This window comes from Pseudomonas trutticola BRTCR10, from assembly GCF_056155105.1.
Map to the genome: position 1 here is coordinate 2,106,217 of NZ_CM149552.1, position 23,374 is coordinate 2,129,590.

Sequence of the window (23,374 nt, forward strand, 5' to 3'; positions counted from 1 at the left end):
GCTTTATGTGTTTGTTGAAAGGGCTAATGCAGTGGTTGTGCCAAGTGGAGCAGTGCCCGGTTCATTGGGGCGGGTCGGTTATTGCGGGTGGTTTTTTGCACTGTATCGAAGCGGGTTGCTCGTTCGTGGGGCGTTCAGGCAGGGGGGATTTGTGGTGATTGGGCTTACGTCATCGCTAGCAGGCTCACTCCTACAGGAGAATGCATTTCAAATTGTAGGAGTGAGCCTGCTCGCGATGGCCGCGCCTCGGTTCAGCTGTGAAACAACAACACCAGCAGCACCAGATTCCCGAGCAATGCCAGCAACGCCATCGTCCGCCAAACCTTCATTGGCTCACGCTCCAATAAAGGTCTGGGCCGCACACTCAAACTCCGCCGCTCCCCCTGTTCCAGCACCAACAACCACTCCTCAGCCGTTTCAAACCGTTGCTGCGGATCCGCCGCCACCCCGCGCTCCAGACTCTGTGCCAGCCATTCCGGCACATCAGGCCGATAGCGACTGGCACTCACCGGGACACCAAAACGCGGCCGTTGAAAGGCTTCGATCTCGCCATAGGGAAAGTGCCCGGTCAACAAGAAATACAGGCTCACACCCACAGCGTACAAATCCTGCTGCGCACTCGGCGGATCACCGCGAAACGCTTCCGGGGCGATATAACTTGGCGTACCCGGCAGCGTCGACGCCGCGTCTTCGGACAGGCCCGGGCAATACGCCAGGCCAAAATCCAGCAAGCGCAGTTCACCGTCGTCGCCCCAATGCAGGTTTTCCGGTTTGATGTCGCGATGCAGAATCTGCCGCCGGTGCAGTAGCCCGACTGCACGTAGCAAGCGTTCGGCTATGTCTCGCCATTGAGCCAAGGATAGATGCCCGAGTTGCGCCAGCGTCGTCCCGGAATATTCGCGCATCACGTAGTACAAATGCTGACGCTGGCTGCACGCATGGACTTCAGGGAAATGCCGCCCGGCCACACGTTTGAGGAACCATTCCTCTGACAGCAACGCTTGCGCGGCGTAGGAATCGTCAGCCGAACGCGTGGGCAGGGTCTTCAGTAGCCAGGTCTGGCCTTGACCATCAAGCACCCGATAGAGCAGCGATTGCTGGCTCTGAGCGACGATGCCTTGCACTTGCCAGTCTTCGAACGATTGCCCCGGTTTCAACGGCGGCGGCAGTGGCCATTGCTGCAAATGAATCAACGCATCGCCAATATTCGACTCGCCGACACCATCGACCCGCACCAGCAAGGCACTGGCATTGTCCTGACTCCCCGCCAGATGCGCCGCGTTGACCAGCGTTTGTGCAGCGCTGGCCAGATCCGGCTGGTCACGCAGGATCGCCGCAATGGCGGTATCGCCCAAGGTCGACCAGACACCGTCACTGAGCAGCACAAAGCTCTCGCCGCCACGCAGTTCGCCGTCGAGAAAATCCAGCACCAGGTGCTGATCCAGCCCCAGCGCGCGCTTGAGCACATGCTGCATGCCTGGCTGATCCCAAACGTGATCTTCAGAGATGCGCTGCAAGCTGTCGGCGTGCCAGCGATAAACCCGGCAATCGCCTACGTGGGCAAGGGTAAAGCGCCGACCACGCATGACCAAGGCACTGACCGTGGTCAGCAACGGCTGCCCGCCGCCATTGGCCTGCAACCAGCGATTTTGCGCGAGCAGCAGCCGATCCAGCGCCTGCGCCACGCTCCAGGTTTGCGGCGTGGCGTAATAGTCGAGCGCCAGGGCCTGCAACGTCGAACGCGCAGCCAGTCCGCCATCGGCGCACTGGCTGACACCGTCGGCAATGGCGAACAGATAGCCTTTGCTCACCGCCAGCGCCGGAGCGGGTGTGACCAGGCGCAAGGCGTCCTGATTCTCCGCACGCGGGCCGGTGGCGCTGGCTTCGGCAAAACTCAGTTGCAGGGCCATCGATGCGTCAGACCCGCGCTGCCGTTACCGCTGCCGAACCCCAAGTGGTTCTCCAGCGACGCTTGACGCCGTGCAGGCCAAACCACGCCAGCACACCGAGGCTGGCGAACAACCACAAGGCCAATTGATAGCTGCCGGTGCTTTGTTTGATCGCGCCCATGCCGGCCGCCAACGCGAAACCGCCGATGCCGCCGGCCATGCCGATCAGTCCAGTCATCACGCCGATCTCCAGACGAAAACGCTGCGGCACCAGTTGGAAAACCGCGCCGTTGCCTGCCCCCAGACCGAGCATGGTGCAGACGAAAAGCGCGAGTGCTGCGTAGGAACTTGGCAGATTGAAACCCACGGCCGCGATGCAGACGGCGGCGACGGTGTACATCGCCAGCAGCGTGCGGATACCGCCGAAACGGTCAGCCAGTGCGCCACCCAGCGGTCGCATCAAACTGCCGCCGAACACGCAGGCAGCGGTGTAGTAACCGGCGGTCACCGGGCTCAAACCGTACTGATCGTTGAAGTAGCCGGGCAGGGCGCTGGCCAGGCCGATGAAGCCACCGAAGGTGACGCTGTAGAAAAACATGAACCACCAACTGTCACGGTCACCCAGCGCTTTGAAGTAGTCCGCCATGGCTTTGGCTTTCGGGCGTGCGGGGGCGTTTTTCGCCAGCCAGGCAAACAACAGCAGCGTCAGGATCAGCGGGATCAGAGCGAAGCCGAAGACGTTGCTCCAGCCGAACGCAGCCGCGAGCACCGGGGCGAGCAGCGCGGCGAACACGGTGCCGGAGTTGCCCGCACCGGCGATGCCCATGGCTTTGCCCTGGTGCTGCGGCGGATACCATTGCGACGCCAGCGGCAGAGCGACGGCGAATGACGCACCGGCCATGCCAAGAAACAGACCGAGTATCAGCGCCTGTTCATAACTGTGAATGCCGAGTTTCCACGCACCGAACAGTGCGCAGATTACGATGACCTGGCCGATCAGACCGGCAGTTTTCGGCGACAGACGATCGGCGAGCATGCCCATCACAAAGCGCAGCAGCGCACCGGCAAGGATCGGCGTGGCGACGACGAGGCCGCGTTGTTGGGTGGTCAAGTGCAGGTCGGCGGCGATCTGCACCGCCAAGGGGCCGAGCAGGTACCAGACCATGAAGCTCAGGTCGAAATAGAGGAAGGCCGCGAACAGGGTCGGGGCGTGGCCGGATTTCCAGAAGCTTGAATTCATCGCGCACCTCAGCTGAAAAGGAGTCTCGAAAGGAGTCATGCAACAGCAAGTGGGGCGCCGCCACGGCCGCACCACCGGCCCCGGTCTGTGGGGCCAAAACGCAAAAACGCCGCTACCTGATTCGCCGGGTGGGGCGAGCGGGTGAGCGACGTCTTTGTCGTGGGTGGGGCAACCGCCGTTGGTTACCTGTGCGTTTTACATAGCGAGATTTGTGCCATCTCTATCCTGATCGTTCCCACGCTCCGCATGGGAATGCCGCTATGGACGCTCCGCGTCTGCTTCAAGGAGGTGACGCGGCGCGTCAAGGGATGCATTCCCACGCAAAGCGTGGGAACGATCGGTAGGAGGGGGCTAGCCCAGCAACTCACTCATGGCAATGATCTGCTCCGCCACCTGAATCAGCTTCTGCTGTCGGCTCATCGCCTGGCGGCGCATCAGGGTGTAGGCCTCTTCCTCATTACAATCCTTCATCTTCATCAGCAGCCCTTTAGCCAGCTCAATACGCTTGCGCTCGGCCAGTTGCTGGTCACGGGCCTGAAGCTGTGCGCGCAAGGCCTGATCGCTCTCGAAACGCGCCATCGCCACATCGAGAATCGGCTGCAGGCGTTGTGCGTGGATCCCCTCGACGATGTAGGCACTGACCCCGGATTTGATCGCCTGCCTCATCACCCCCGGGTCATGTTCGTCGGTAAACATCACGATCGGCCGTGGCTGGTCGCGACTGACCAGTACCACTTGCTCCATGACATCGCGGCTCGGTGACTCGGTATCGATCAGGATCACGTCCGGGCGCACTGTTTCGACGCGTGCCGGCAAATCAATGGTCAGACCTGACTCGTCGATTACCTCGAAACCGGCCTCGGTCAGCGCGGCTTTCAGGCGCCCGACTTTTTTCGCCGTGTCGTTGATCAGCAGAATGCGCAACATGTTCGTGGGCTCCTTTCAGCGGCGAGCGAGCAGGGGAGCGTCGTCGCTCAAGGCGTGCAGCTTGAAACTGCGTGCGTATCCGGCCGGGTCGCTGCCGTCCCAGACTTTGCCGTCGAGCAACTGGCTGCTGCGCATGTCGGTGCCCCACGCGGCGACGCCGACAGCGGTTGCCGCGTCGCGGTAGATATCCAACTGCTGAACCTGACGGGCGACGGCAAGGTAGTCCGGATCCTCACGCAGCAAACCCCAGCGGCGGAACTGGGTCATGAACCACATACCGTCCGACAGATACGGCAGATTTACCTCGCCGTTACCGTGGAAGCGCAGCGCGTGCGGATCCTGCCAGCGGTTGCCGAGGCCATCGGCGTAATCACCGAGAAAACGCGGTTCGATGCAGGATACCGGCGCGTCCAGATATTCCGGCGCACTGAGCAGCTGCGCGGTGCTGCGACGATTTTCCGCGCTTGCATCGATGAAACGGCTGGCTTCGAGGATCGCCATCACCAGCGCCCGCGCCGTGTTCGGGTATTGCTCGACAAATGCGCGGGTGCAACCAAGGACTTTTTCCGGGTGATCGGGCCAGATGGTCTGGCTGGTGGCCAACGTGAAACCGAGATCCTGCTGCACCGCGCTGGCGGCCCACGGTTCGCCGACGCAGAAGCCGTCGATGCGCCCGGCTTGCAGGTGCGCGACCATTTGCGGCGGCGGCACCACCACGCTATCGACATCCTGCAAAGGATGAATGCCCTGACTCGCTAGCCAGTAATAAAGCCACATGGCATGGGTGCCGGTGGGAAAGGTCTGCGCGAAGGTGAGTTTTGCGCGGCTTTGGTGCACGTGCGCGTCGAGCGCTTCAGGGCTGGTCACGCCGAGATTTTGCAGGCCGTGGGAGAGGTTGAGGCTTTGACCATTCTGGTTAAGGCCCATCAATACCGCCATGTCGGTCGACGCCACGCCGCCAATGCCCAGGTGCACCGCGTAGATCAGGCCGTACAGGCTGTGGGCGGCATCCAGTTCGCCGCTGACCAGTTTGTCGCGCAAACCGGCCCAGGAGGTCTGGCGTTTGAGGTTCAGGGTCAGCCCGTAAGGCTGGGCAAAGCCCTGTGTGGCCGCGACGACGACCGAGGCGCAATCGCTCAGGGCCATGAAGCCCAGGTTGATCGCGGTTTTTTCCGGGGCATCGCTGCCATTGACCCAGGCCAGCGGCCCTACCGAAGGTTCATTCATACAACGTCACCTCGAAAAAAAGCGCCGCCACAGACTTTGCGCAGGCAAAACCCGAAGACGACGCCATTGTCCTTGCGCGCCTGCCTTCGTTGGCCCGCGCGCTGATAGCCAGGAGAGTGCAAGGCATATGCCAGTGCCAGCGATTTGTGCGTGCGCCTCGCGCCGCAGGTCGATGCCCGGCTATAATCGCCGCCTCTTTTCGCCGCCCGAGTCATTGCCGCCCATGTACACCCTGGCCCGTCAGCTGTTGTTCAAACTTTCCCCGGAAACCTCCCACGATCTGTCGCTGGATCTGATCGGCGCGGGTGGGCGTTTGGGCTTAAACGGCTTGCTGTGCAAGGCCCCGGCAAAAATGCCGGTGACCGTGATGGGGCTGGAATTTCCCAACCCGGTGGGGCTGGCGGCCGGTCTGGACAAGAACGGCGCCGCCATCGATGGCTTCGCGCAGCTGGGTTTCGGTTTTGTCGAAATAGGCACCGTGACCCCGCGTCCGCAGCCAGGCAACCCGAAACCACGGATCTTCCGCCTGCCGGAAGCCGAGGCGATCATCAACCGCATGGGTTTCAACAACCTCGGTGTGGATAACCTGCTGGCGCGGGTGGCTGCTGCGAAATACCAAGGCGTGCTGGGTATCAACATCGGCAAGAACTTCGATACCCCGGTCGAGCGCGCAGTTGACGATTACCTGATCTGCCTGGACAAGGTTTACGCCCACGCCAGTTACATCACGGTCAACGTCAGCTCGCCGAACACCCCGGGGCTGCGCAGTCTGCAGTTCGGTGATTCGCTCAAACAATTGCTGGCAGACCTGGCCACCCGTCGCGCCGAACTGGCGCTGCGTCACGGCAAGCATGTGCCGCTGGCGATCAAGATTGCCCCGGACATGACTGATGAAGAAACCGCGCAAGTCGCTCAGGCCCTGATCGAAACCGGGATGGACGCGGTGATCGCTACCAACACCACCTTGAGCCGTGTCGGTGTTGAAGGCATGGAACATGGCGACGAGGCGGGCGGTTTGTCTGGCGCGCCAGTGCGTGAGAAGAGCACGAATACCGTGAAGGTGCTGGCGGGTGAACTGGGTGGTCGTCTGCCGATCATCGCGGCGGGCGGCATCACCGAAGGCAAGCACGCGGCCGAGAAAATTCTTGCCGGTGCCAGCCTGGTGCAAATCTACTCTGGCTTCATCTATAAAGGCCCGGCGCTGATTCGTGAGTCGGTAGATGCTATCGCCGCGCTGCGTTGAGGTTTGCCGAGGGCTTTTGTGGCGAGGGGATTTATCCCCGATGGCTGCGAAGCAGCCCAAAACCATTCACCTCGATGTGCCAGTAAAATCAGGGGCTCAGGATTGCGACTGCTGCGCAGCCGGTCGGGGATAAATCCCCTCACCACAGGATCACCTTGCGGATAAGCAGGCATAAAAAAGGGCTCCTCGAAGGAGCCCCTGGGCCGTAGCCCGCCGTCCGGGAAGGACGTGCGTGGTTAATGCGTTACAAATTCAGATTGTCGTGTCGGAATAAATGCCCTGTGTCAGCCGACGGCGTGAAGTTCGTTGAGTCTGTGGATTCCCGCAGTGCCGGTCATACCGTCCCAGTTGTCGCCGCGTCCTTCTCGCCAGCCGTTGATCCAGGCTTGGCGTACCGACGGTAGAGTAAATGGGCAAAGCTCACGGGATTTGCCACCAACGCCATATTGATATCCGCGCAAAAATGCTCTTTCCAACGGATCACGCTTAAGTCTTCTCATAGGGTGTTTCCCTCACTTGTTGACTGTTTGTGTCGCGTTGACCTCAACCGAGGTCTGGCAGAAAAACTCTGCCGTGGGCGGCTCGCTGCCGGCGTGGCGAGCCAAGGTGTTGACGCCGTTGGGACGTCAACCTGTGTTCAGTTCTAACCAATGAGTCACACCGAGGGAATGATCGTTTTGTCATAAGGACGTAACGAAAATAGTGCTACAGCCATAAGTAACTGTGGGTTTCATGAATGTTTTTTCAGCAAACCCCGGTATGATCGGCGCCGCACTGGATGATGGGCTTAATTCTTTAGTGAGAATGACCCACGTTTAGACTCAGGTAATATTCGACGAAGGGTCGCTTTAAGACTTTTTGTTGCACCAACTTTTTTCTCTGTCCTTGCATCTAAGCTCTTTTAACCCGAGCAGCGGGGATGGAATGGCACACCTTCGTGCCACGCGGGCGTTCTTGTAGAAAAGCGCCTGATTGAAAACCGGATCGGCAATGCGTTGCCGATTCACTAGCCAAAGGCTCTGGAAAAACCATGTCCGACCGTTTCGAACTCTTCCTCACTTGCCCTAAAGGCCTTGAAGGCCTGCTCATCGAGGAAGCCGTCGGGCTTGGCCTTGAAGAAGCCCGCGAGCACACTTCCGCCGTGCGTGGCATGGCAACCATGGAAACCGCTTATCGCCTGTGCTTGTGGTCGCGTCTGGCCAACCGCGTGTTACTGGTGCTCAAGCGTTTCCCGATGAAGGACGCTGAAGACCTGTACCACGGCGTGCTCGACGTCGAGTGGCAGGATCACATGCTCAGCGATGGCACCCTGGCCGTCGAATTCAGTGGTCATGGCTCGGGCATCGACAACACCCACTTCGGCGCCTTGAAGGTCAAGGATGCCATCGTCGACAAGCTGCGCACCCCGCAAGGCGATCGCCCAAGCATCGACAAGCTCAATCCGGACCTGCGCATTCACCTGCGTCTGGATCGCGGCGAAGCGATTCTGTCCCTCGACCTCTCCGGCCACAGCCTGCACCAGCGTGGGTATCGCTTGCAGCAGGGCGCTGCGCCGCTGAAGGAAAACCTCGCGGCAGCGATTCTGATCCGCTCCGGCTGGCCGCGCATTGCTGCCGAAGGTGGTGCGCTGGCTGACCCGATGTGCGGGGTTGGTACGTTCCTCGTCGAAGCGGGCATGATCGCCGCCGACATGGCGCCGAACTTGCGTCGCGAGCAGTGGGGCTTCACCGCTTGGCTCGGTCACGTGCCGGCGCTGTGGAAAAAACTTCACGAAGAGGCTTCCCAGCGCGCCGCTGCCGGTCTGGCCAAGCCGCCGCTGTGGATCCGTGGTTACGAAGCCGACCCCCGCCTGATTCAGCCGGGCCGCAACAACGTTGAACGTGCCGGTCTGAGCGAGTGGATCAAGATCTACCAGGGCGAAGTCGCGACCTTCGAGCCGCGCCCGGACCAGAACCAGAAAGGTCTGGTGATCTGCAACCCACCGTACGGCGAGCGTCTGGGTGACGAAGCCAGCCTGTTGTACCTCTACCAGAACCTCGGCGAGCGCCTGCGTCAGGCCTGCCTGAACTGGGAAGCGGCGGTATTCACCGGCGCGCCGGATCTGGGCAAGCGCATGGGCATCCGCAGCCACAAACAGTATTCGTTCTGGAACGGCGCGTTGCCGTGCAAGCTGCTGTTGATCAAAGTGCTGCCGGATCAGTTCGTCACCGGCGAGCGTCGTACCCCGGAGCAGCGTCAGGCCGAGCGTGAGCAAGCGGCTTACGATCAGACTCCGGACGAGCCGCAAGAGCGCAAGTTCAACAAGAACGGCAACCCGATCAAACCGACGCCGGCCCCGGCGCCAGTGATCGAGCAGCCGCGCTTGAGCGAAGGCGGGCAGATGTTTGCCAACCGCCTGCAAAAGAATCTCAAGGCGATGGGCAAGTGGGTCAAGCGCGAAGGCATCGATTGCTACCGCGTCTACGATGCCGACATGCCGGAATATGCGATGGCGATCGATCTGTACCACGACTGGGTGCACGTTCAGGAATACGCCGCACCGAAGTCCATCGACCCGGAAAAAGCCTCGGCGCGCATGTTTGACGCACTGGCGGCGATTCCGCAGGCGTTGAACGTCGACAAGAGCCGCGTAGTGGTCAAGCGCCGCGAGCGCCAGAGTGGCACCAAGCAGTACGAGCGTCAGGCCGCGCAAGGCAAGTTCAATGAAGTCAGCGAGGGCGGCGTGAAGTTGCTGGTCAACCTCACCGATTACCTCGACACCGGTCTGTTCCTCGATCACCGGCCGATGCGCATGCGTATTCAGAAAGAGGCCGCCGGCAAACGCTTCCTCAATCTGTTCTGCTACACCGCGACGGCCAGTGTGCATGCGGCCAAGGGCGGCGCGCGCAGCACCACCAGCGTCGACCTGTCGAAAACCTACCTCGATTGGGCCCGTCGTAACCTGTCGCTGAACGGCTTCTCCGACAAGAACCGTCTGGAGCAGGGCGACGTGATGGCGTGGCTGGAGAGCAGTCGTGACGAATACGACCTGATCTTCATCGATCCGCCGACCTTCTCCAACTCCAAGCGCATGGAAGGCATCTTCGACGTGCAGCGTGATCAGGTGCAGTTGATCGACCTGGCCATGGCGCGTCTGGCTCCGGGTGGCGTGCTGTACTTCTCCAACAACTTCCGCAAGTTCCAGTTGGAGGAAAACCTCGCCGAGCGTTATGCGGTCGAGGAAATCAGCGCGCAGACCATCGATCCGGATTTCGCGCGCAACACCAAGATCCACCGCGCCTGGAAAATCACGGCTCGTTGACACTCGGCAAAGTTGGATCCACAGAGCCTTGATTTTTAACGGCTCTTGGATCCGATCAGCGCTAGCCAAATTAATGGCTAATAGCTATAACTCACTCATGGCCAATGGGGGTATCCCCGAAATGCTGCTGTGGTGAGTTGCCCTTATGTCGTTGCACCCCGTGCGCCCGAAGATTCTGGGTTTTATCAGCGAAGAAGTCTCGGCCTGGCTGGTCGCGATGCTGGTATTGCTCGCCGGCGGGATTCTCACGGGGCTGCTCGCCTGGGCCACCTTCAATCAGTTTGAGCAGCAATTGCGTCAGCGCTTTCAACTGCTGGCCAATGAGCGTTACAGCCGCATCGAAGAACGCTTCCAGGATCAGGAGCAACGCCTCGACGGCTTGCGCCGCTTCTTCGCCAACTCCGAATCGGTGTCCCGCGCCGAATTCGATGGCTACACCCAACCTTTATTACTGCGTACCCAGGCCTATTCGTTTGCCCTGCGGGTCAGTGCTGCCGAGCGCGGCGCTTTTGAACAGCGCGTGCGAGAGGAAGGGCTGAGCACCTTTACCATTCGCGAACTCAATGCACAGGGCGAGCTGCAACTGTCCGGCCTGCGCGATGAATACGTGCCCGTGCTGTTCAGCCAGACGCAAAGTCGCCTCGGCTCGCCTTTGGGCTATGACTTGCTGGCGCAACCGCTGCGTCGGGACACCCTCCAGCGTGCAGACAAGCTTGGTGGTCTGGCGGTGTCGCAACCGATGCATCTGGTGAGTATCGAACCGTCCTACGCGCGCGGGGTGCTATTGGTTGCACCAGTGATGCGGGCTGGCCAGCAACAGTCGTTCGGCTACGTGATGGCGGTAATCAGCATGCGCCAGCTGCTGGCCGATGGCTTGCCGGATGCGTTTCATGACTACTTGTCCGTGCGCATTCTCGACCTGTCGACCAATGATCAGCACGAAGTGTTGTTCGAATCCACCAACGAGCCGGCGCTCAGCGATCTGGCGGCGACGCGGCTGGTGCGCATGGCCGATCACGACTATCAGGTCGATATCCTGCCCAGCGAAGCCTTTATGCAGGCCAATCACTCTTCGGTGGGCAGCGTGATCATTCTTGGCGGCTTGCTGAGTCTGCTGCTCAGCGCGTTGCTCTATGTGCTGGTCAGCCAGCGCCAGCGCGCCTTGCGCCTGGTCGAATTGCGCACGCAGGAACTGCACGAGCGTGAGCAGGAGTTGCGCGGCACCCACGGTCAACTGCGCGGGGTGCTGAATGCCGCGACTCAAGTCGCGATCATCGCCACCGATTTGCGCGGGGTGATCAATACTTTCAACCCCGGCGCCGAACAGATGCTCGGCTACAGCAGCGCCGACGTCGTCGGCCACATGACCCTGGAAAACCTGCACTTGCCAAGGGAGTTGAGCGCACGTTCTACGGAATTGAGTGCGCGGTACGGCAAGAGCATCCCGACCTGCCACGCGATGCTGGTCGAGGGCGGTGAAGTCGGCGGTCACGAGGCTCGCGAGTGGACGCTGGTACGCAGCGATGGCAGCCACCTGCCAGTGAACATGCTCGCCACTCCGGTCCTCGATGAGCAGGGCCTGTGGGTAGGCCATCTGGCGATCTGTATCGACATCACCGAGCGCAAGCGCGTCCACGAGGCCCTGGCGGCGCGGGACGTGCTGCTGAAGAAACTCAGTGCTCACGTGCCTGGTGGCATCTACCAGTTCAAGATGGAATTCGACGGGCGCTTCAGCGTGATCTACGCCAGCGACGGCATCCGCGAGATCTACGAGCTGGAGCCGGACGTGCTGCTGCTCGACGCCGAGGCGATCTTTTCTCGCATCCACCCACAGGACATCACCCGCGTGCGCACCTCGATTCGCGCCTCGGCGGACAACCTCAGCCCGTGGCGCGAGGAATACCGCGTGCAATTGCCCGAGCGCGGGCTGCGCTGGGTGCGTGGTGAGGCGACGCCGGAAGAGCTGCCCGGCGGCGGTGTGCTGTGGCATGGCTATATTTCGGATATTTCCGATCTGAAGCGGGTCGAGGAAGAACTTCGTGCGCTGTCAGTGACTGATTCGCTGACCGGTATTCACAACCGCCGCTATTTTCAGGAGCGCCTGACCACGGAAATGGCCCGGGTCGAGCGTGGCGGCGGGGAGTTGTCGGTGATCATGCTCGACATCGACCACTTCAAACGCATCAACGACCAGTACGGCCATGCCGTGGGCGACCGGGTGCTGCAAGCCGTGTGCGAGCGCATCGGCCATCGGCTGCGCCGTACCGATGTGTTTTGTCGTCTGGGCGGCGAGGAGTTCATGGTGCTGTGCCCGGACATCGACGGCGAACACGCGTACATGCTCGCGGTGGAGTTGTGGCAGGGGCTGCGCAGTGCGCCGGTGGATGTGGTCGGCGTGGTGACTGCGAGTTTCGGTATCGCCAGCTGGCGACCGGGGGAGGGCGCGGATTCGCTGCTGCTGCGCGCCGACTCGGGTGTGTACGCAGCCAAGCAGGGCGGGCGCGATCGGGTTGAGCAGATGAGCTGACATTCAATACACCACAAACCTGTGGGAGCTGGCTTGCCAGCGATAGCGTCATTTCAGTCAGCATCTTCGGTGACTGACATAGCGCTATCGCTGGCAAGCCAGCTCCCACAGGGTTCCATGGTGTCGGCGGGATTGGCTTACAGTACCGAAGCTGTCTGCGCCAGTTTTGGCTGCTTATATAGATCCAGCAGCACCTGATCCAGCACCGACGACGCCCCAAACGGCGCCTTGTCATTGAGGATCGCCACCACCGCCCAGGTGTTGCCATTCACATCACGGCTGAAGCCGGCGATCGCGCGCACGGTGTTCAGGGTGCCGGTCTTGACGTGAGCTTCGCCGCGCATCGCGGTGGTCTTCAGGCGTTTGCGCATGGTGCCGTCGGTGCCGGCAATCGGCAGCGAGCTGATGTATTCGGCGGCGTACGGGCTGTGCCAGGCGGCTTGCAGCATGCTGGCCATCTCACGGGCGCTGACGCGTTCGGCGCGGGACAGGCCGGAGCCGTTCTCCATCACCAGATGCGGCGCGGTAATGCCTTTGCGTGCCAGCCACTGACGCACCACGCGTTGCGCGGCCTTGGCGTCATCACCGTCGGCGTCGTTGCGGAATTTCTGACCGAGGCTCAGGAACAGCTGCTGGGCCATGGTGTTGTTACTGTATTTGTTGATGTCGCGGATGATCTCGGCCAGATCCGGCGAGTAGGCGCGGGCCAGCAGTTTGGCGTTGCTCGGGGTCGAGGCGAGACGATCCTTGCCCTGGATGCTGCCACCCAGTTCCTTCCAGATCGCCCGAACGGCGCCAGCGGTGTAGGTCGCGTGGTCGAGCAGCGACAGGTAAGTCTGTGAGCTGCAGCCATCGCCCAACTGGCCGGCGACGGTGACGGTCATGCTGCCGTCGGCTTGCGCCACCGGGTTGTAGCGCACGCCGCCGGTGCATTGTTTGGAGTTCAACGCCTTGACGGTGTTTTCGATGCGGATGTTGGCAATCGGCGGTTCTACCGAGATCAACACCCGACCACCGTCGTTACGCGCGACAAAACGCAGAGCCTTGAGGTTGACCAGCAGCGAATCCGGTTTGACCAGGAACGGTTTGTTCTCGTCGTTGCCGTCGTCATTGAATTCCGGCAGTTGCGGCTGCACGAAGAAGCTGCGGTCCAGCACCAGATCACCGGTGATCTGGGTCACGCCGTTGGCGCGCAGGTCGCGCATCAGCAGCCAGAGTTTTTCCATGTTCAGCTTTGGATCGCCGCCACCCTTGAGGTAGAGGTTGCCGTTGAGGATGCCGCCGCTCAGGTCGCCATCGGTGTAGAACTCGGTTTTCCACTGATGGTTGGGACCGAGCATCTCCAGCGCCGCATAGGTGGTGACCAGTTTCATGGTCGAGGCCGGGTTGACCGATACGTCGGCGTTGTACACGGTCGCGGTGCCCGGGCCATCCAGCGGCACCATCACCAGCGACAGGGCAGTCGGCTGCAGCTTGCTCGCCTTGAGGGCTTTTTCGACGTTGGGGGTGAGAGAAGTATTGATGGTGGCAGCGGAGACAGGCAGGGCCAGTGGAAGAAGAAGGCCGGCCAGAAAAAGTGGACGCAACGATTTGATCATAAGAAATAAAACCCTGCAAAAGAGGGGAAAAATAACGAGGACATGGATGAAAAAGCCCTCAGTGGTCACGAAAGTGTCGGCATTATGCCCCAAGGTGTAACCGCTTGTGCCGTCCCCGGGGTGGCTAATCCGTGATTTTTTTACAGGCGGTCGGCTGCGCAGTCCAGAGAATCGGGCAATTGACCGCTTAAACTGGTAAAGTGCCGGCCGTTATTACTTAAGAGGATTGTTCCAATGGCGACTAACCGTTCCCAGCGTCTGCGCAAAAAACTGTGCGTTGATGAATTTCAAGAGCTGGGTTTCGAACTGAACCTGGACTTCAAAGAAGACTTGTCCGAAGAAGCCATTGACGCTTTCCTCGAAGCCTTCATCAAAGAAGCCATGGAAGCCAACGGTCTGGGTTATGTAGGCGGCGACGACTTCGGTCTGGTTTGCCTGCAGAAGCGTGGCTCGGTCAACGAAGAGCAGCGCGCTGCCGTTGAAGCCTGGCTGAAAAACCGTTCCGAGCTGACCAAGGCTGAAATCAGCCCGCTGCTGGACGTTTGGTATCCGGAAAAGCCGATCAACGCGGCTAAGTGATACTGAAAAAAACGGCGACCTGAGGGTCGCCGTTTTTTTATGCCTGCGCTTTACGCCAGTTCAGAATCACCAGCGTCAAAACCCCCGCGACAATCCCCCAGAACGCCGAACCAATCGAAAACAGCGTCAACCCCGACGCCGTGACCATAAAGGTAATCAGCGCCGCTTCGCGTTCCTTCACTTCGGTCATGGCAATGCTCAAGCCATTGATGATCGAACCAAACAGCGCCAATGCGGCAATCGACAGCACCAGTTCCTTCGGCAACGCGGCGAACAACGCCGCCAATGTGGCGCCGAACACTCCGGCAATCCCGTAGAAAATCCCGCACCACACCGCTGCGGTGTAACGTTTGTTGCGGTCTTCATGGGCGTGCGGCCCGGTACAAATCGCCGCGCTGATGGCCGCGAGGTTGATGCCGTGGGAGCCGAACGGCGCCAGTAACAGTGAGGCGATGCCTGTGGTGGTGATCAGCGGCGAGGCTGGCACGTTATAGCCGTCGGCGCGCAGGACGGCGATGCCGGGCATGTTCTGCGAGGTCATTGCCACCACGAACAGCGGGATGCCGATGCTGATGGTCGCTGCCAGCGAGAAATGCGGAGTAGTCCACACCGGTGTCGCCACCTCCAGGTGGAAACCGCTGAAATCCAGCAGGCCCATGAAGCCCGACAACGCCGTGCCGATCAGCAGTGCAGCGAGCACGGCATAGCGTGGCGACAGGCGTTTGATCAGCAGATAAGTGAAGAACATCCCCAGCACCAGACCGGTGCGGTGTTGCGCGGCGACGAAGATTTCACTGCCTATCTTGAACAGAATCCCCGCCAATAATGCCGCCGCCAGCGATGCCGGGATCTTTTTCACCAAACGTTCAAAACTGCCTGTCAGCCCGCAGATCGTCACCAGCACGGCGCAGGTAATGTAGGCACCGATGGCTTCGCCGTAACTGACGCCGCCAAGACTGGTGATCAGCAACGCCGCGCCGGGCGTCGACCAGGCGATGGTGATGGGTGTGCGATAGCGCAGCGACAGGCCGATCGAGCACACCGCCATGCCGATCGAAATCGCCCAGATCCACGAGGAAATCTGCCCGCTGGTCAGGCCCGCCGCTTGCCCGGCCTGGAACATCAGCACCAGTGAACTGGTGTAGCCGGTCATCATCGCAATGAAACCGGCGACGATGGCCGAAGGCGATGTGTCGGAAAAGGGACGCAGTTGAGTGTGCGTGGCGTCGTTCATGACGGCGGTGTTCCTTATACCAATGAAGATTCCCGCCATAACGCCAACCCTTGTAGGAGTGAGCCTGCTCGCGATTGCAGTGTGTCACCCACGTCATTGCCGAATGACACACCGCATTCGCGAGCAGGCTCACTCCTACAGGGAATTGTGCGCTGAAGGCGGATTCTGTGATCAAGCCTAAACTCAATCGTAACGGATCGTTGCAATACAGCCGTGGTCACAAACAGCCATACAGTCGTGTTGCCACCATCCATTGTGTACAATCGCGCTGTTTTTTACGCGATACTTGCCAGCGACCTACTGTGCCGTATTACAGTCACGGTCTATTCGCCGCAGTTCTCCCGACTCGAGTGCCCATGAACGAACAGTTGCAACCCCTCAAGAAACAACCGCGAGCAGGCAAAGCCGGCCGCAGCGGAACCCAGGACGATATTGTCTACGCGCATATCTTCGAGGCCATCCTCGAGCAGCGTCTGGCGCCCGGCACCAAGTTGAGCGAAGAAGCGCTGGGGGAAATTTTCGGGGTCAGCCGCACCATCATTCGCCGCGCCTTGTCGCGTCTGGCCCATGAGGGCGTCGTGCTGTTGCGGCCGAACCGTGGCGCCGTCGTCGCCAGCCCGAGCGTTGAAGAAGCACGCCAGGTGTTCATGGCCCGCCGTCTGGTCGAGCGCGCGATCACTGAACTGGCCGTGCTGCATGCCACTGCCGAACAGATCGCCGAACTGCGTCAGATGGTCAACGATGAGCGCGACAGTTTCTCGCGCGGTGATCGTGGCGCCGGTATTCGCCTGTCGGGTGAATTTCACCTGAAACTCGCCGAAGCGGCAAAAAACGCCCCGCTGATCAGCTTCCAGCGCAGCCTGGTCTCGCAGACCTCGCTGATCATCGCCCAGTATGAAAGCGGCAACCGTTCGCATTGTTCCTACGACGAGCACACCCAGTTGATCGACGCGATCGAAAAGCGCGACGGCGAACTGGCGGTGAATCTGATGATGCATCACATGGATCACATCGACAGCAAGCTCAACCTCGATGAGGAAGGCGCCTCCGATGATCTGCATGCGGTGTTCTCGCATCTGTTGCAGACCAAGAAGTCTGGGCGTCCTGCGGCCAAGCTCTAAAGTAGACCGAGTTGCTCCAATCGCTGGCAAGCCTGCTCCCACAGTGGTTTGTGGTGGGCAGCCGATTTGGGTTACACCACAAATCCTGTGGGAGCTGGCTTGCCAGCGATAGCAATCTGACAGGCAATAAAAATCCCCCGAACTGAAAAGTACCGGGGGATTGATCGTTACCACGCTCTGCGTGGGAATGCCTCTGGGGACGCTCCGCGTCCAGTGACGCGGAGCGTCACGGGCTGCATTCCCACGCGGAGCGTGGGAACGATCAGCGCGGGGGGCGATCAGTGCCGGAGAGTTAACGCTGATGCACCAACGCACCCGCCGCATACGTCTGCTGCACCGTGCGGTCATCCCCCAGCGTCATCAACACAAACAACGTCTCGGCGATGTTATTCGCCTGCTTCAAGCGATAACTCAGCAACGGCGTGGCGTTGTAATCCAGCACCAGGAAGTCGGCATCCGAGCCCGGTTGCAGATTGCCGATCTTGTCTTCCAGACGCAGCGCCCGTGCACCGCCCAGCGTCGCCAGATACAGCGACTTGAACGGGCTCAGGCGCGCACCCTGCAACTGCATCACTTTGTAAGCTTCGTTCAAGGTTTGCAGCAGCGAGAAACTGGTACCGCCACCAACGTCAGTGCCCAGACCGACATTCAGCTTGTGCTTCTCGGCCATCGGCAGATTGAACAAGCCGCTGCCGAGGAAGAAGTTCGAAGTCGGGCAGAACGAGATCGCCGAACCCGTCTCCGCCAACCGCGCACATTCGTCATCGCACAGGTGCACGCCGTGGGCGAAGACCGAGCGCTCGCCGAGCAACTTGTAGTGGTCGTAAACGTCGAGGTAGCCCTTGCGCTCCGGGAACAGCTCCTTGACCCACTCGATTTCCTTGAGGTTCTCGCTGATGTGGGTCTGCATGTACAGATCCGGGTATTCGGTCAGCAGTTGCCCGGCGAGGGTCAGTTGTTCCGGGGTGCTGGTCGGGGCGAAACGCGGGGTGACCGCATAGTGCAGGCGGCCCTTGCCGTGCCAGCGCTCGATCAGCGCCTTGCTCTCGACGTAGCTGGATTCTGCGGTGTCGGTCAGGTAGTCCGGTGCGTTGCGGTCCATCATCACCTTGCCGGCGATCATCCGCAGATCAAGCTTCTCGGCCGCCTCAAAGAACGAGTTCACCGATTGCGGGTGCACGCTGCCGAACACCAGCGCGGTGGTGGTGCCGTTGCGCAGCAGTTCCTTGATGAAAATATCCGCGACATCGTCGGCGTGCGCCTTGTCACCGAACTGGCTTTCGCACGGGAAGGTGTAGGTGTTGAGCCAGTCGAGCAGTTGCTCGCCATAGGCGCCAACCATGCCGGTTTGCGGCAGGTGAATGTGCGTGTCAATGAAGCCCGGGGTGATCAGCGCGTCTTTGTAGTGCTCGATTTCGATGTCCGCCGGCAGGGTCGGCAGCAAATCACTGGCGTGGCCGAGGGCGCTGATCTTGCCGCCATCGACCACCAGCAGGCCATCCTCGAAATATTCGTAGGAGGCTTCGATCCCGACTTCGGCAGGGTCGGCAATGCTGTGCAGGATGGCGGCGCGGTAGGCTTTGCGAGTCAGAGGCATGAGGTTTCTCTAATCAATTTGAGGCTTTGAGTTTGGCGGCTTCACTGCGGCGCGAAACGGGCAGCAGTTTGGCAATCGGTTCGGCGCTGGCAGTCTGCTGGCCGAAATTGGCGTTATAGGTGGCGATGATTTCGCCGGCGATGGAGATGGCGATTTCCACAGGCAATTTGCCTTTGACTTCGCTGATGCCCATCGGGCAGCGCATGCGTTGCACGACGCTGGCGTCGAAACCGCGATCACGCAGACGGTGTTCGAATTTGGCGCGTTTGGTCTTCGAGCCGATCAGGCCGAACCAAGTGAAATCGTTGCGCTTGAGGATGGCGGCGGTCAGCTCCAGATCCAGCTGATGGTTGTGGGTCATGACGATGCAGTAGCTGCCGGCGGGCAGGTCGTCGATTTCATCCACAGGCTCCTCGGCGACGATTTTACGCACGCCGTGGGGAATCTGTTCGGGGAATTCCTCTTCCCGCGAATCGATCCAGCGCACCCGGCAGGGCAGGCCGGCAAGCAACGGTACCAAGGCGCGGCCGACATGGCCGGCGCCGAACACGGCAATCTGCGCCTGCACCTGGCCCATCGGTTCGAACAGCAACACGGTGGCGCCACCGCAGCACTGGCCCAGACTGGCGCCGAGACTGAAGCGCTCCAGATGGGTGTCCTGCTTGCCGCTGGCGAGCATATCGCGGGCGATCTGCATGGCTTTGTATTCCAGATGCCCGCCACCGATGGTGTCGAAGGTCTGTTTCGCGCTGATGACCATTTTCGAGCCGGCGTTGCGTGGCGTCGAGCCAAGTTCTTCGATGATCGTCACCAGAACGCAGGGTTCGCCCTGGTTCTGCAGGTCGGCGAGGGCGTCGATCCAGTTGTACATAGTTCACCCCTACAACATCGTTGTCTGTTCGGGCCTCATCGCTGGCAAGCCAGCTCCCACAGGATTTGCGGTGTAACGCATATCGGATAAACACCGCAGAACCCTGTGGGAGTTGGCTTGCCAGCGATTGGCCGCGCCTCGGTCTTAAAGCGGAGCCAGTTCGGTCTCTGCCTCGACCGCTTTCACGGTCTTGAGCTGGCGCATCTGCTCACACCCCCACAACACCCGCTCCGGCGTCGCCGGCGCATCGATCTGCGGTTGATGCTTATAGTCACCGAGGCTCGCCACCGCATCCTTGATCGCACACCACGAAGCAATCCCGAGCATGAACGGTGGCTCACCGACAGCCTTGGAATGGAACACCGTGTCTTCCGGATTTTTGCGGTTTTCCACCAGCTTCACCCGCAGGTCGAGCGGCATGTCCGCCACGGCCGGGATCTTGTAGCTGGCCGGGCCGTTGGTCATCAGCTTGCCTTTGTTGTTCCAGACCAGCTCTTCCATGGTCAGCCAGCCCATGCCCTGGATGAAACCGCCCTCGACCTGACCGATGTCGATGGACGGGTTCAGCGAGGCGCCCACATCGTGAAGGATGTCGGTTCGGAGCATCTTGTACTCGCCGGTCAGGGTGTCGACGATCACTTCGCAGCACGCCGCGCCGAAGGCGAAGTAGTAGAATGGCCGACCACGGGCCTGGCTGCGGTCGTAGTAGATTTTCGGGGTCTTATAGAACCCGGTGCTCGACAACGAAACCTGATTGAAATACGCCTGCTGGATCAGCGCTTCAAAGGTCAGGATGTGGTCGCGGACGCGCACATGACCGTTATGGAATTGCACGTCTTCTTCGCTGACTTTGTAATGCCGGGCAGCAAATTCGATCAGGCGTTTCTTGATGATTTCAGCCGCGTTCTGCGCCGCTTTACCGTTCAAGTCGGCGCCGCTGGACGCCGCTGTCGGCGAGGTGTTCGGTACTTTGTCGGTGTTGGTCGCGGTGATCTGCACACGATCAATCTCGACCTGGAACACTTCAGCCACGACCTGCGCGACTTTGGTGTTCAGCCCCTGGCCCATTTCCGTGCCGCCATGGTTCAGGTGGATGCTGCCGTCGGTGTAGATGTGGATCAGCGCACCGGCCTGGTTCAGGAAGCTCGCTGTGAAGGAAATACCGAATTTCACCGGGGTCAGCGCCAGGCCTTTTTTCAGGATCGGGCTGTTGGCGTTGTAGCGGCGGATCGCTTCGCGACGCTCGTGATACTGGCTGCTTTCTTCCAGTTCGGCGGTCATTTCCTCGAGCATGTTGTGCTCGACGGTCTGGTAGTAATGGGTGACGTTGCGCTCGGTCTTGCCGTAGTAGTTGGCCTTGCGCACAGCCAGCGGATCAAGCTGCAGGTGACGGGCAATCGCGTCCATTACTTCCTCAATCGCGACCATGCCTTGCGGGCCACCGAAACCACGGTAAGCGGTGTTCGACGCGGTGTTGGTCTTGCAGCGGTGCCCGTGGATGGTCGCATCGCCGAGGTAGTAGGAGTTGTCCGAGTGGAACATCGCCCGGTCAACGATCGAGGCGGACAAATCCGGCGAGCAGCCGCAGTTGCCAGCCAGATCCATGTTGATCCCGTGCAGGCGCCCGGTGCTGTCGAAGCCGACGTCGTACTCGACGTAAAACGGGTGACGCTTGCCGGTCATCAGCATGTCTTCGACGCGCGGCAGGCGCATCTTGGTCGGTTGGCCAGTCAGGTGCGCAACCACGGCGCACAGGCACGCCGGGCTGGCGGCCTGGGTTTCCTTGCCGCCGAAACCACCGCCCATGCGGCGCATGTCGACGACGATTTTGTTCATCGACACGTCGAGCACTTCGGCGACCAGTTTCTGCACTTCGGTCGGGTTCTGCGTCGAGCAGTAGACGATCATGCCGCCGTCTTCAGTCGGCATCACCGAGGAGATTTGCGTCTCCAGATAGAAGTGTTCCTGACCACCGATGTGCAGCGTGCCCTGAATGCGATGTTCAGCGGTCGCCAGTGCCGAGACCGAATCGCCGCGCTGATGGGTGTGGCTGTCGAGCACGAAGTGGCGTTTGCGCAGGGCTTCGACCACGTCGAGCACTGGCTCGAGGTCTTCGTATTCGATGATCGCGGCCATGGCGGCCTTGCGCGCGGTTTCCAGATCCTTCGCGGCAACGGCGAGCACCGGTTGACCGACAAATTGCACGTCATCGATGGCCAGCAGCGGGTCGCCCGGCATCAATGGGCCGATGTCTTTCAGGCCCGGCACGTCTTCGTGGGTGATGGCGATGCGTACGCCTTCGAAGGCGTAGCACGGCGAGGTGTCGATGCTGATGATTTTCGCGTGGGCGCGGTCCGACATGCGTGCGTACAGATGCAGCTGGTTTGGAAACTCCAGGCGATCATCGATGTACTGCGCTTCACCGGACACATGCTTGGCGGCGCTGTCGTGCTTGACGCTGCGGCCGACACCGGTGGTCAGGTCCTTGGCGAACAGCTCGGCCAATTCAGCCTGGGTCTTCTCTACGGCGTGATGGTTAGACATAAGCGGTCACCCGAGTCTCGATGTGCGGTGTTTGCAGTTCGATGAAGTATTTACGCAGCAGGTTCTGCGCGCTGAGCAGGCGATATTCCTTGCTGGCGCGGAAGTCCGAGAGCGGTGTGAAGTCTTCGGCCAGTGCGGTGCAGGCGCGTTCGACCACGGCGTTGTTGAACGGCTGGCCGATCAATGCGGCTTCACAGTGAGCCGCGCGTTTCGGAATTGCTGCCATACCGCCGAAGGCTATGCGCGCATCTCTGATCACGCCGTTTTCGACGCGCAGGTTGAACGCGGCGCAGACGGCGGAGATGTCGTCGTCCAGACGCTTGGAAACTTTGTAGGCGCGGAACAACTGCTCGGCGCTGGCGCGTGGGACGATGATCTTCTCGATGAATTCACTTTCCTGACGGGCAGTGACTTTGTAGTCGATGAAGTAATCTTCGAGGTTCAGCGTGCGCCGGGTTTCGCCTTTGCACAGCACGACTTGCGCGCCGAGGGCGATCAGCAGCGGAGGCGAATCACCGATTGGCGAGGCGTTGCCGATGTTGCCGCCGAGGGTGCCCTGGTTGCGGATTTGCAGCGAGGCGAAGCGGTGCAACAGTTCGCCGAAGTCCGGGTACTCGGCGTTCAACGCTTCGTAGCAGTCGGAGAGGGCGGTGGCAGCGCCGATTTCGATGCGGTCTTCGAAGGTTTCGATGCGCTTCATTTCGGCGACGTTGCCGACGTAGATCATCACCGGCAGGGTGCGGTGGAACTGGGTGACTTCCAGCGCCAGATCGGTGCCGCCGGCAAGCAGGCGGGCTTGTGGGTAAGCGTCGTAGAGATCGGCCAGGTCAGCGACGGTCAGCGGCACCAGGCAGCGCTTGTCGCCACTGTTCAGCTCGCCGATATCGGTCGGGGCGATGGCTTTCAGGCGCGCGATGGTTTCCGCTTCGCGGGCGTCGAACTGGTCCGGTTGCTTGCCGCAGCACGATTGCTCGGCAGCCGCCAGAATCGGCCGGTAGCCGGTGCAGCGGCAGAGGTTGCCGGCCAGCGCTTCGTGGGCCTTGGCGTGATCCGGCGCATCGCTGTTCTTTTGCAGAGCGAACAGCGACATGACGAAACCCGGGGTGCAGAAACCGCATTGCGAGCCGTGGCACTCGACCATGGCTTTCTGCACGCTGTGCAGTTCGCCTTTGTGCTTGAGGTCTTCAACGCTGATCAGTTGTTTGCCGTGCAGTGACGAAACGAATGTCAGGCACGAGTTGAGGCTGCGATAGCGAATGTGTTCGCGGCCATCGTCATCCGTTTGCAGCTCGCCAACCACCACGGTGCAAGCGCCGCAGTCGCCGCTGGCGCAACCTTCTTTGGTACCGGATTTACCGACGTGTTCACGCAAGTAATTGAGCACAGTCAGATTCGGGTCCAGGGCATGCTCGCTACGGAGTTCCTGGTTAAGTAAAAACTGGATCACGGAAGGCCTCGCAGACTCATTATTGTTGT

At 60.6% G+C, this 23,374-nt stretch carries 16 protein-coding genes; 5 read left to right on the forward strand and 11 right to left on the reverse strand.

Going from position 1 to position 23,374, the window contains the following annotated elements; translation table 11 throughout:
* Nucleotides 1-251 precede the first annotated feature (251 nt).
* The 4 genes from ACVVH8_RS09490 to ACVVH8_RS09505 all read right to left on the reverse strand — a co-directional run bounded on the left by ACVVH8_RS09490 (nt 252) and on the right by ACVVH8_RS09505 (nt 5,283).
* On the reverse strand, nt 252-1,910 hold the full coding sequence (locus ACVVH8_RS09490) for a bifunctional protein-serine/threonine kinase/phosphatase (protein ID WP_475229662.1): 1,659 nt from the start codon (nt 1,908-1,910) through the stop codon (nt 252-254).
* 7 nt (nt 1,911-1,917) lie between these two features.
* Nucleotides 1,918-3,129: a nitrate/nitrite transporter gene (locus ACVVH8_RS09495; protein WP_213028069.1), complete on the reverse strand. Its 1,212-nt coding sequence runs from the start codon at nt 3,127-3,129 to the stop codon at nt 1,918-1,920.
* A gap of 351 nt (nt 3,130-3,480) precedes the next feature.
* On the reverse strand, nt 3,481-4,056 hold the full coding sequence (locus ACVVH8_RS09500; protein WP_007916390.1) for an ANTAR domain-containing response regulator: 576 nt from the start codon (nt 4,054-4,056) through the stop codon (nt 3,481-3,483).
* Between the two features lie 15 nt (nt 4,057-4,071).
* Nucleotides 4,072-5,283 carry a CmpA/NrtA family ABC transporter substrate-binding protein gene (locus ACVVH8_RS09505; protein WP_475229665.1) on the reverse strand — a complete coding sequence of 404 codons (1,212 nt, stop codon included), beginning with the start codon at nt 5,281-5,283 and terminating at the stop codon, nt 4,072-4,074.
* Nucleotides 5,284-5,506: 223 nt separating this feature from the next.
* On the opposite strand from ACVVH8_RS09505, the gene ACVVH8_RS09510 reads away from it, so the two are divergent.
* Nucleotides 5,507-6,526, forward strand: coding sequence for a quinone-dependent dihydroorotate dehydrogenase (locus ACVVH8_RS09510; protein ID WP_103303881.1), 1,020 nt, complete (start codon nt 5,507-5,509; stop codon nt 6,524-6,526).
* A gap of 284 nt (nt 6,527-6,810) precedes the next feature.
* Here ACVVH8_RS09510 and rmf read toward each other — a convergent pair whose 3' ends face one another.
* Nucleotides 6,811-7,026, reverse strand: coding sequence for a ribosome modulation factor (gene rmf, locus ACVVH8_RS09515; RefSeq protein WP_003223300.1), 216 nt, complete (start codon nt 7,024-7,026; stop codon nt 6,811-6,813).
* Nucleotides 7,027-7,556: 530 nt separating this feature from the next.
* On the opposite strand from rmf, the gene rlmKL reads away from it, so the two are divergent.
* On the forward strand, nt 7,557-9,827 hold the full coding sequence (gene rlmKL, locus ACVVH8_RS09520; protein WP_166222320.1) for a bifunctional 23S rRNA (guanine(2069)-N(7))-methyltransferase RlmK/23S rRNA (guanine(2445)-N(2))-methyltransferase RlmL: 2,271 nt from the start codon (nt 7,557-7,559) through the stop codon (nt 9,825-9,827).
* A 145-nt stretch (nt 9,828-9,972) separates the two neighbouring features.
* Nucleotides 9,973-12,354 carry a sensor domain-containing diguanylate cyclase gene (locus ACVVH8_RS09525; RefSeq protein WP_475229667.1) on the forward strand — a complete coding sequence of 794 codons (2,382 nt, stop codon included), beginning with the start codon at nt 9,973-9,975 and terminating at the stop codon, nt 12,352-12,354.
* A 137-nt stretch (nt 12,355-12,491) separates the two neighbouring features.
* On the opposite strand, the gene dacB is transcribed toward ACVVH8_RS09525, so the two are convergent.
* Entirely contained in the window at nt 12,492-13,952 is a 1,461-nt protein-coding gene (gene dacB, locus ACVVH8_RS09530; protein WP_103303884.1) for a D-alanyl-D-alanine carboxypeptidase/D-alanyl-D-alanine endopeptidase, read from the reverse strand.
* Between the two features lie 234 nt (nt 13,953-14,186).
* Here dacB and ACVVH8_RS09535 point away from each other — a divergent pair, with 234 nt between their 5' ends.
* Nucleotides 14,187-14,531, forward strand: coding sequence for a YggL family protein (locus ACVVH8_RS09535; RefSeq protein ID WP_095189455.1), 345 nt, complete (start codon nt 14,187-14,189; stop codon nt 14,529-14,531).
* 37 nt (nt 14,532-14,568) lie between these two features.
* Here the strand turns inward: ACVVH8_RS09535 and ACVVH8_RS09540 are convergent, their stop codons facing one another.
* Entirely contained in the window at nt 14,569-15,765 is a 1,197-nt protein-coding gene (locus ACVVH8_RS09540; protein WP_475229669.1) for a benzoate/H(+) symporter BenE family transporter, read from the reverse strand.
* 356 nt (nt 15,766-16,121) lie between these two features.
* Here ACVVH8_RS09540 and ACVVH8_RS09545 point away from each other — a divergent pair, with 356 nt between their 5' ends.
* Nucleotides 16,122-16,886 carry a GntR family transcriptional regulator gene (locus tag ACVVH8_RS09545; protein WP_475229672.1) on the forward strand — a complete coding sequence of 255 codons (765 nt, stop codon included), beginning with the start codon at nt 16,122-16,124 and terminating at the stop codon, nt 16,884-16,886.
* A 292-nt stretch (nt 16,887-17,178) separates the two neighbouring features.
* Here the strand turns inward: ACVVH8_RS09545 and guaD are convergent, their stop codons facing one another.
* The 4 genes from guaD to xdhA form a co-directional block, all read right to left on the reverse strand.
* On the reverse strand, nt 17,179-18,483 hold the full coding sequence (gene guaD, locus ACVVH8_RS09550) for a guanine deaminase (RefSeq protein ID WP_103303887.1): 1,305 nt from the start codon (nt 18,481-18,483) through the stop codon (nt 17,179-17,181).
* Nucleotides 18,484-18,496: 13 nt separating this feature from the next.
* Nucleotides 18,497-19,354 (reverse strand): xanthine dehydrogenase accessory protein XdhC, encoded by an 858-nt coding sequence (xdhC, locus tag ACVVH8_RS09555; protein ID WP_475229674.1) that lies wholly within the window; start codon nt 19,352-19,354, stop codon nt 18,497-18,499.
* 144 nt (nt 19,355-19,498) lie between these two features.
* Nucleotides 19,499-21,898 carry a xanthine dehydrogenase molybdopterin binding subunit gene (gene xdhB / locus ACVVH8_RS09560; RefSeq protein ID WP_213028076.1) on the reverse strand — a complete coding sequence of 800 codons (2,400 nt, stop codon included), beginning with the start codon at nt 21,896-21,898 and terminating at the stop codon, nt 19,499-19,501.
* A complete protein-coding gene (gene xdhA, locus ACVVH8_RS09565) occupies nt 21,891-23,345 on the reverse strand; it encodes a xanthine dehydrogenase small subunit (protein WP_475229676.1) in 1,455 nt (484 codons plus the stop codon). Before xdhA ends, xdhB begins: the two co-directional genes overlap by 8 nt.
* Between the last annotated feature and the right edge of the window lie 29 nt (nt 23,346-23,374).

What these genes read in the sequence shown, in the direction of transcription:
- ACVVH8_RS09490 (WP_475229662.1), bottom strand. Translation starts at nt 1,910, where the DNA reads ATGGCCCTGCAACTGAGTTTTGCCGAAGCCAGCGCCACCGGCCCGCGT.
- ACVVH8_RS09495 (WP_213028069.1), bottom strand. Translation starts at nt 3,129, where the DNA reads ATGAATTCAAGCTTCTGGAAATCCGGCCACGCCCCGACCCTGTTCGCG.
- ACVVH8_RS09500 (WP_007916390.1), bottom strand. Translation starts at nt 4,056, where the DNA reads ATGTTGCGCATTCTGCTGATCAACGACACGGCGAAAAAAGTCGGGCGC.
- ACVVH8_RS09505 (WP_475229665.1), bottom strand. Translation starts at nt 5,283, where the DNA reads ATGAATGAACCTTCGGTAGGGCCGCTGGCCTGGGTCAATGGCAGCGAT.
- ACVVH8_RS09510 (WP_103303881.1), top strand. Translation starts at nt 5,507, where the DNA reads ATGTACACCCTGGCCCGTCAGCTGTTGTTCAAACTTTCCCCGGAAACC.
- rmf (WP_003223300.1), bottom strand. Translation starts at nt 7,026, where the DNA reads ATGAGAAGACTTAAGCGTGATCCGTTGGAAAGAGCATTTTTGCGCGGA.
- rlmKL (WP_166222320.1), top strand. Translation starts at nt 7,557, where the DNA reads ATGTCCGACCGTTTCGAACTCTTCCTCACTTGCCCTAAAGGCCTTGAA.
- ACVVH8_RS09525 (WP_475229667.1), top strand. Translation starts at nt 9,973, where the DNA reads ATGTCGTTGCACCCCGTGCGCCCGAAGATTCTGGGTTTTATCAGCGAA.
- dacB (WP_103303884.1), bottom strand. Translation starts at nt 13,952, where the DNA reads ATGATCAAATCGTTGCGTCCACTTTTTCTGGCCGGCCTTCTTCTTCCA.
- ACVVH8_RS09535 (WP_095189455.1), top strand. Translation starts at nt 14,187, where the DNA reads ATGGCGACTAACCGTTCCCAGCGTCTGCGCAAAAAACTGTGCGTTGAT.
- ACVVH8_RS09540 (WP_475229669.1), bottom strand. Translation starts at nt 15,765, where the DNA reads ATGAACGACGCCACGCACACTCAACTGCGTCCCTTTTCCGACACATCG.
- ACVVH8_RS09545 (WP_475229672.1), top strand. Translation starts at nt 16,122, where the DNA reads ATGAACGAACAGTTGCAACCCCTCAAGAAACAACCGCGAGCAGGCAAA.
- guaD (WP_103303887.1), bottom strand. Translation starts at nt 18,483, where the DNA reads ATGCCTCTGACTCGCAAAGCCTACCGCGCCGCCATCCTGCACAGCATT.
- xdhC (WP_475229674.1), bottom strand. Translation starts at nt 19,354, where the DNA reads ATGTACAACTGGATCGACGCCCTCGCCGACCTGCAGAACCAGGGCGAA.
- xdhB (WP_213028076.1), bottom strand. Translation starts at nt 21,898, where the DNA reads ATGTCTAACCATCACGCCGTAGAGAAGACCCAGGCTGAATTGGCCGAG.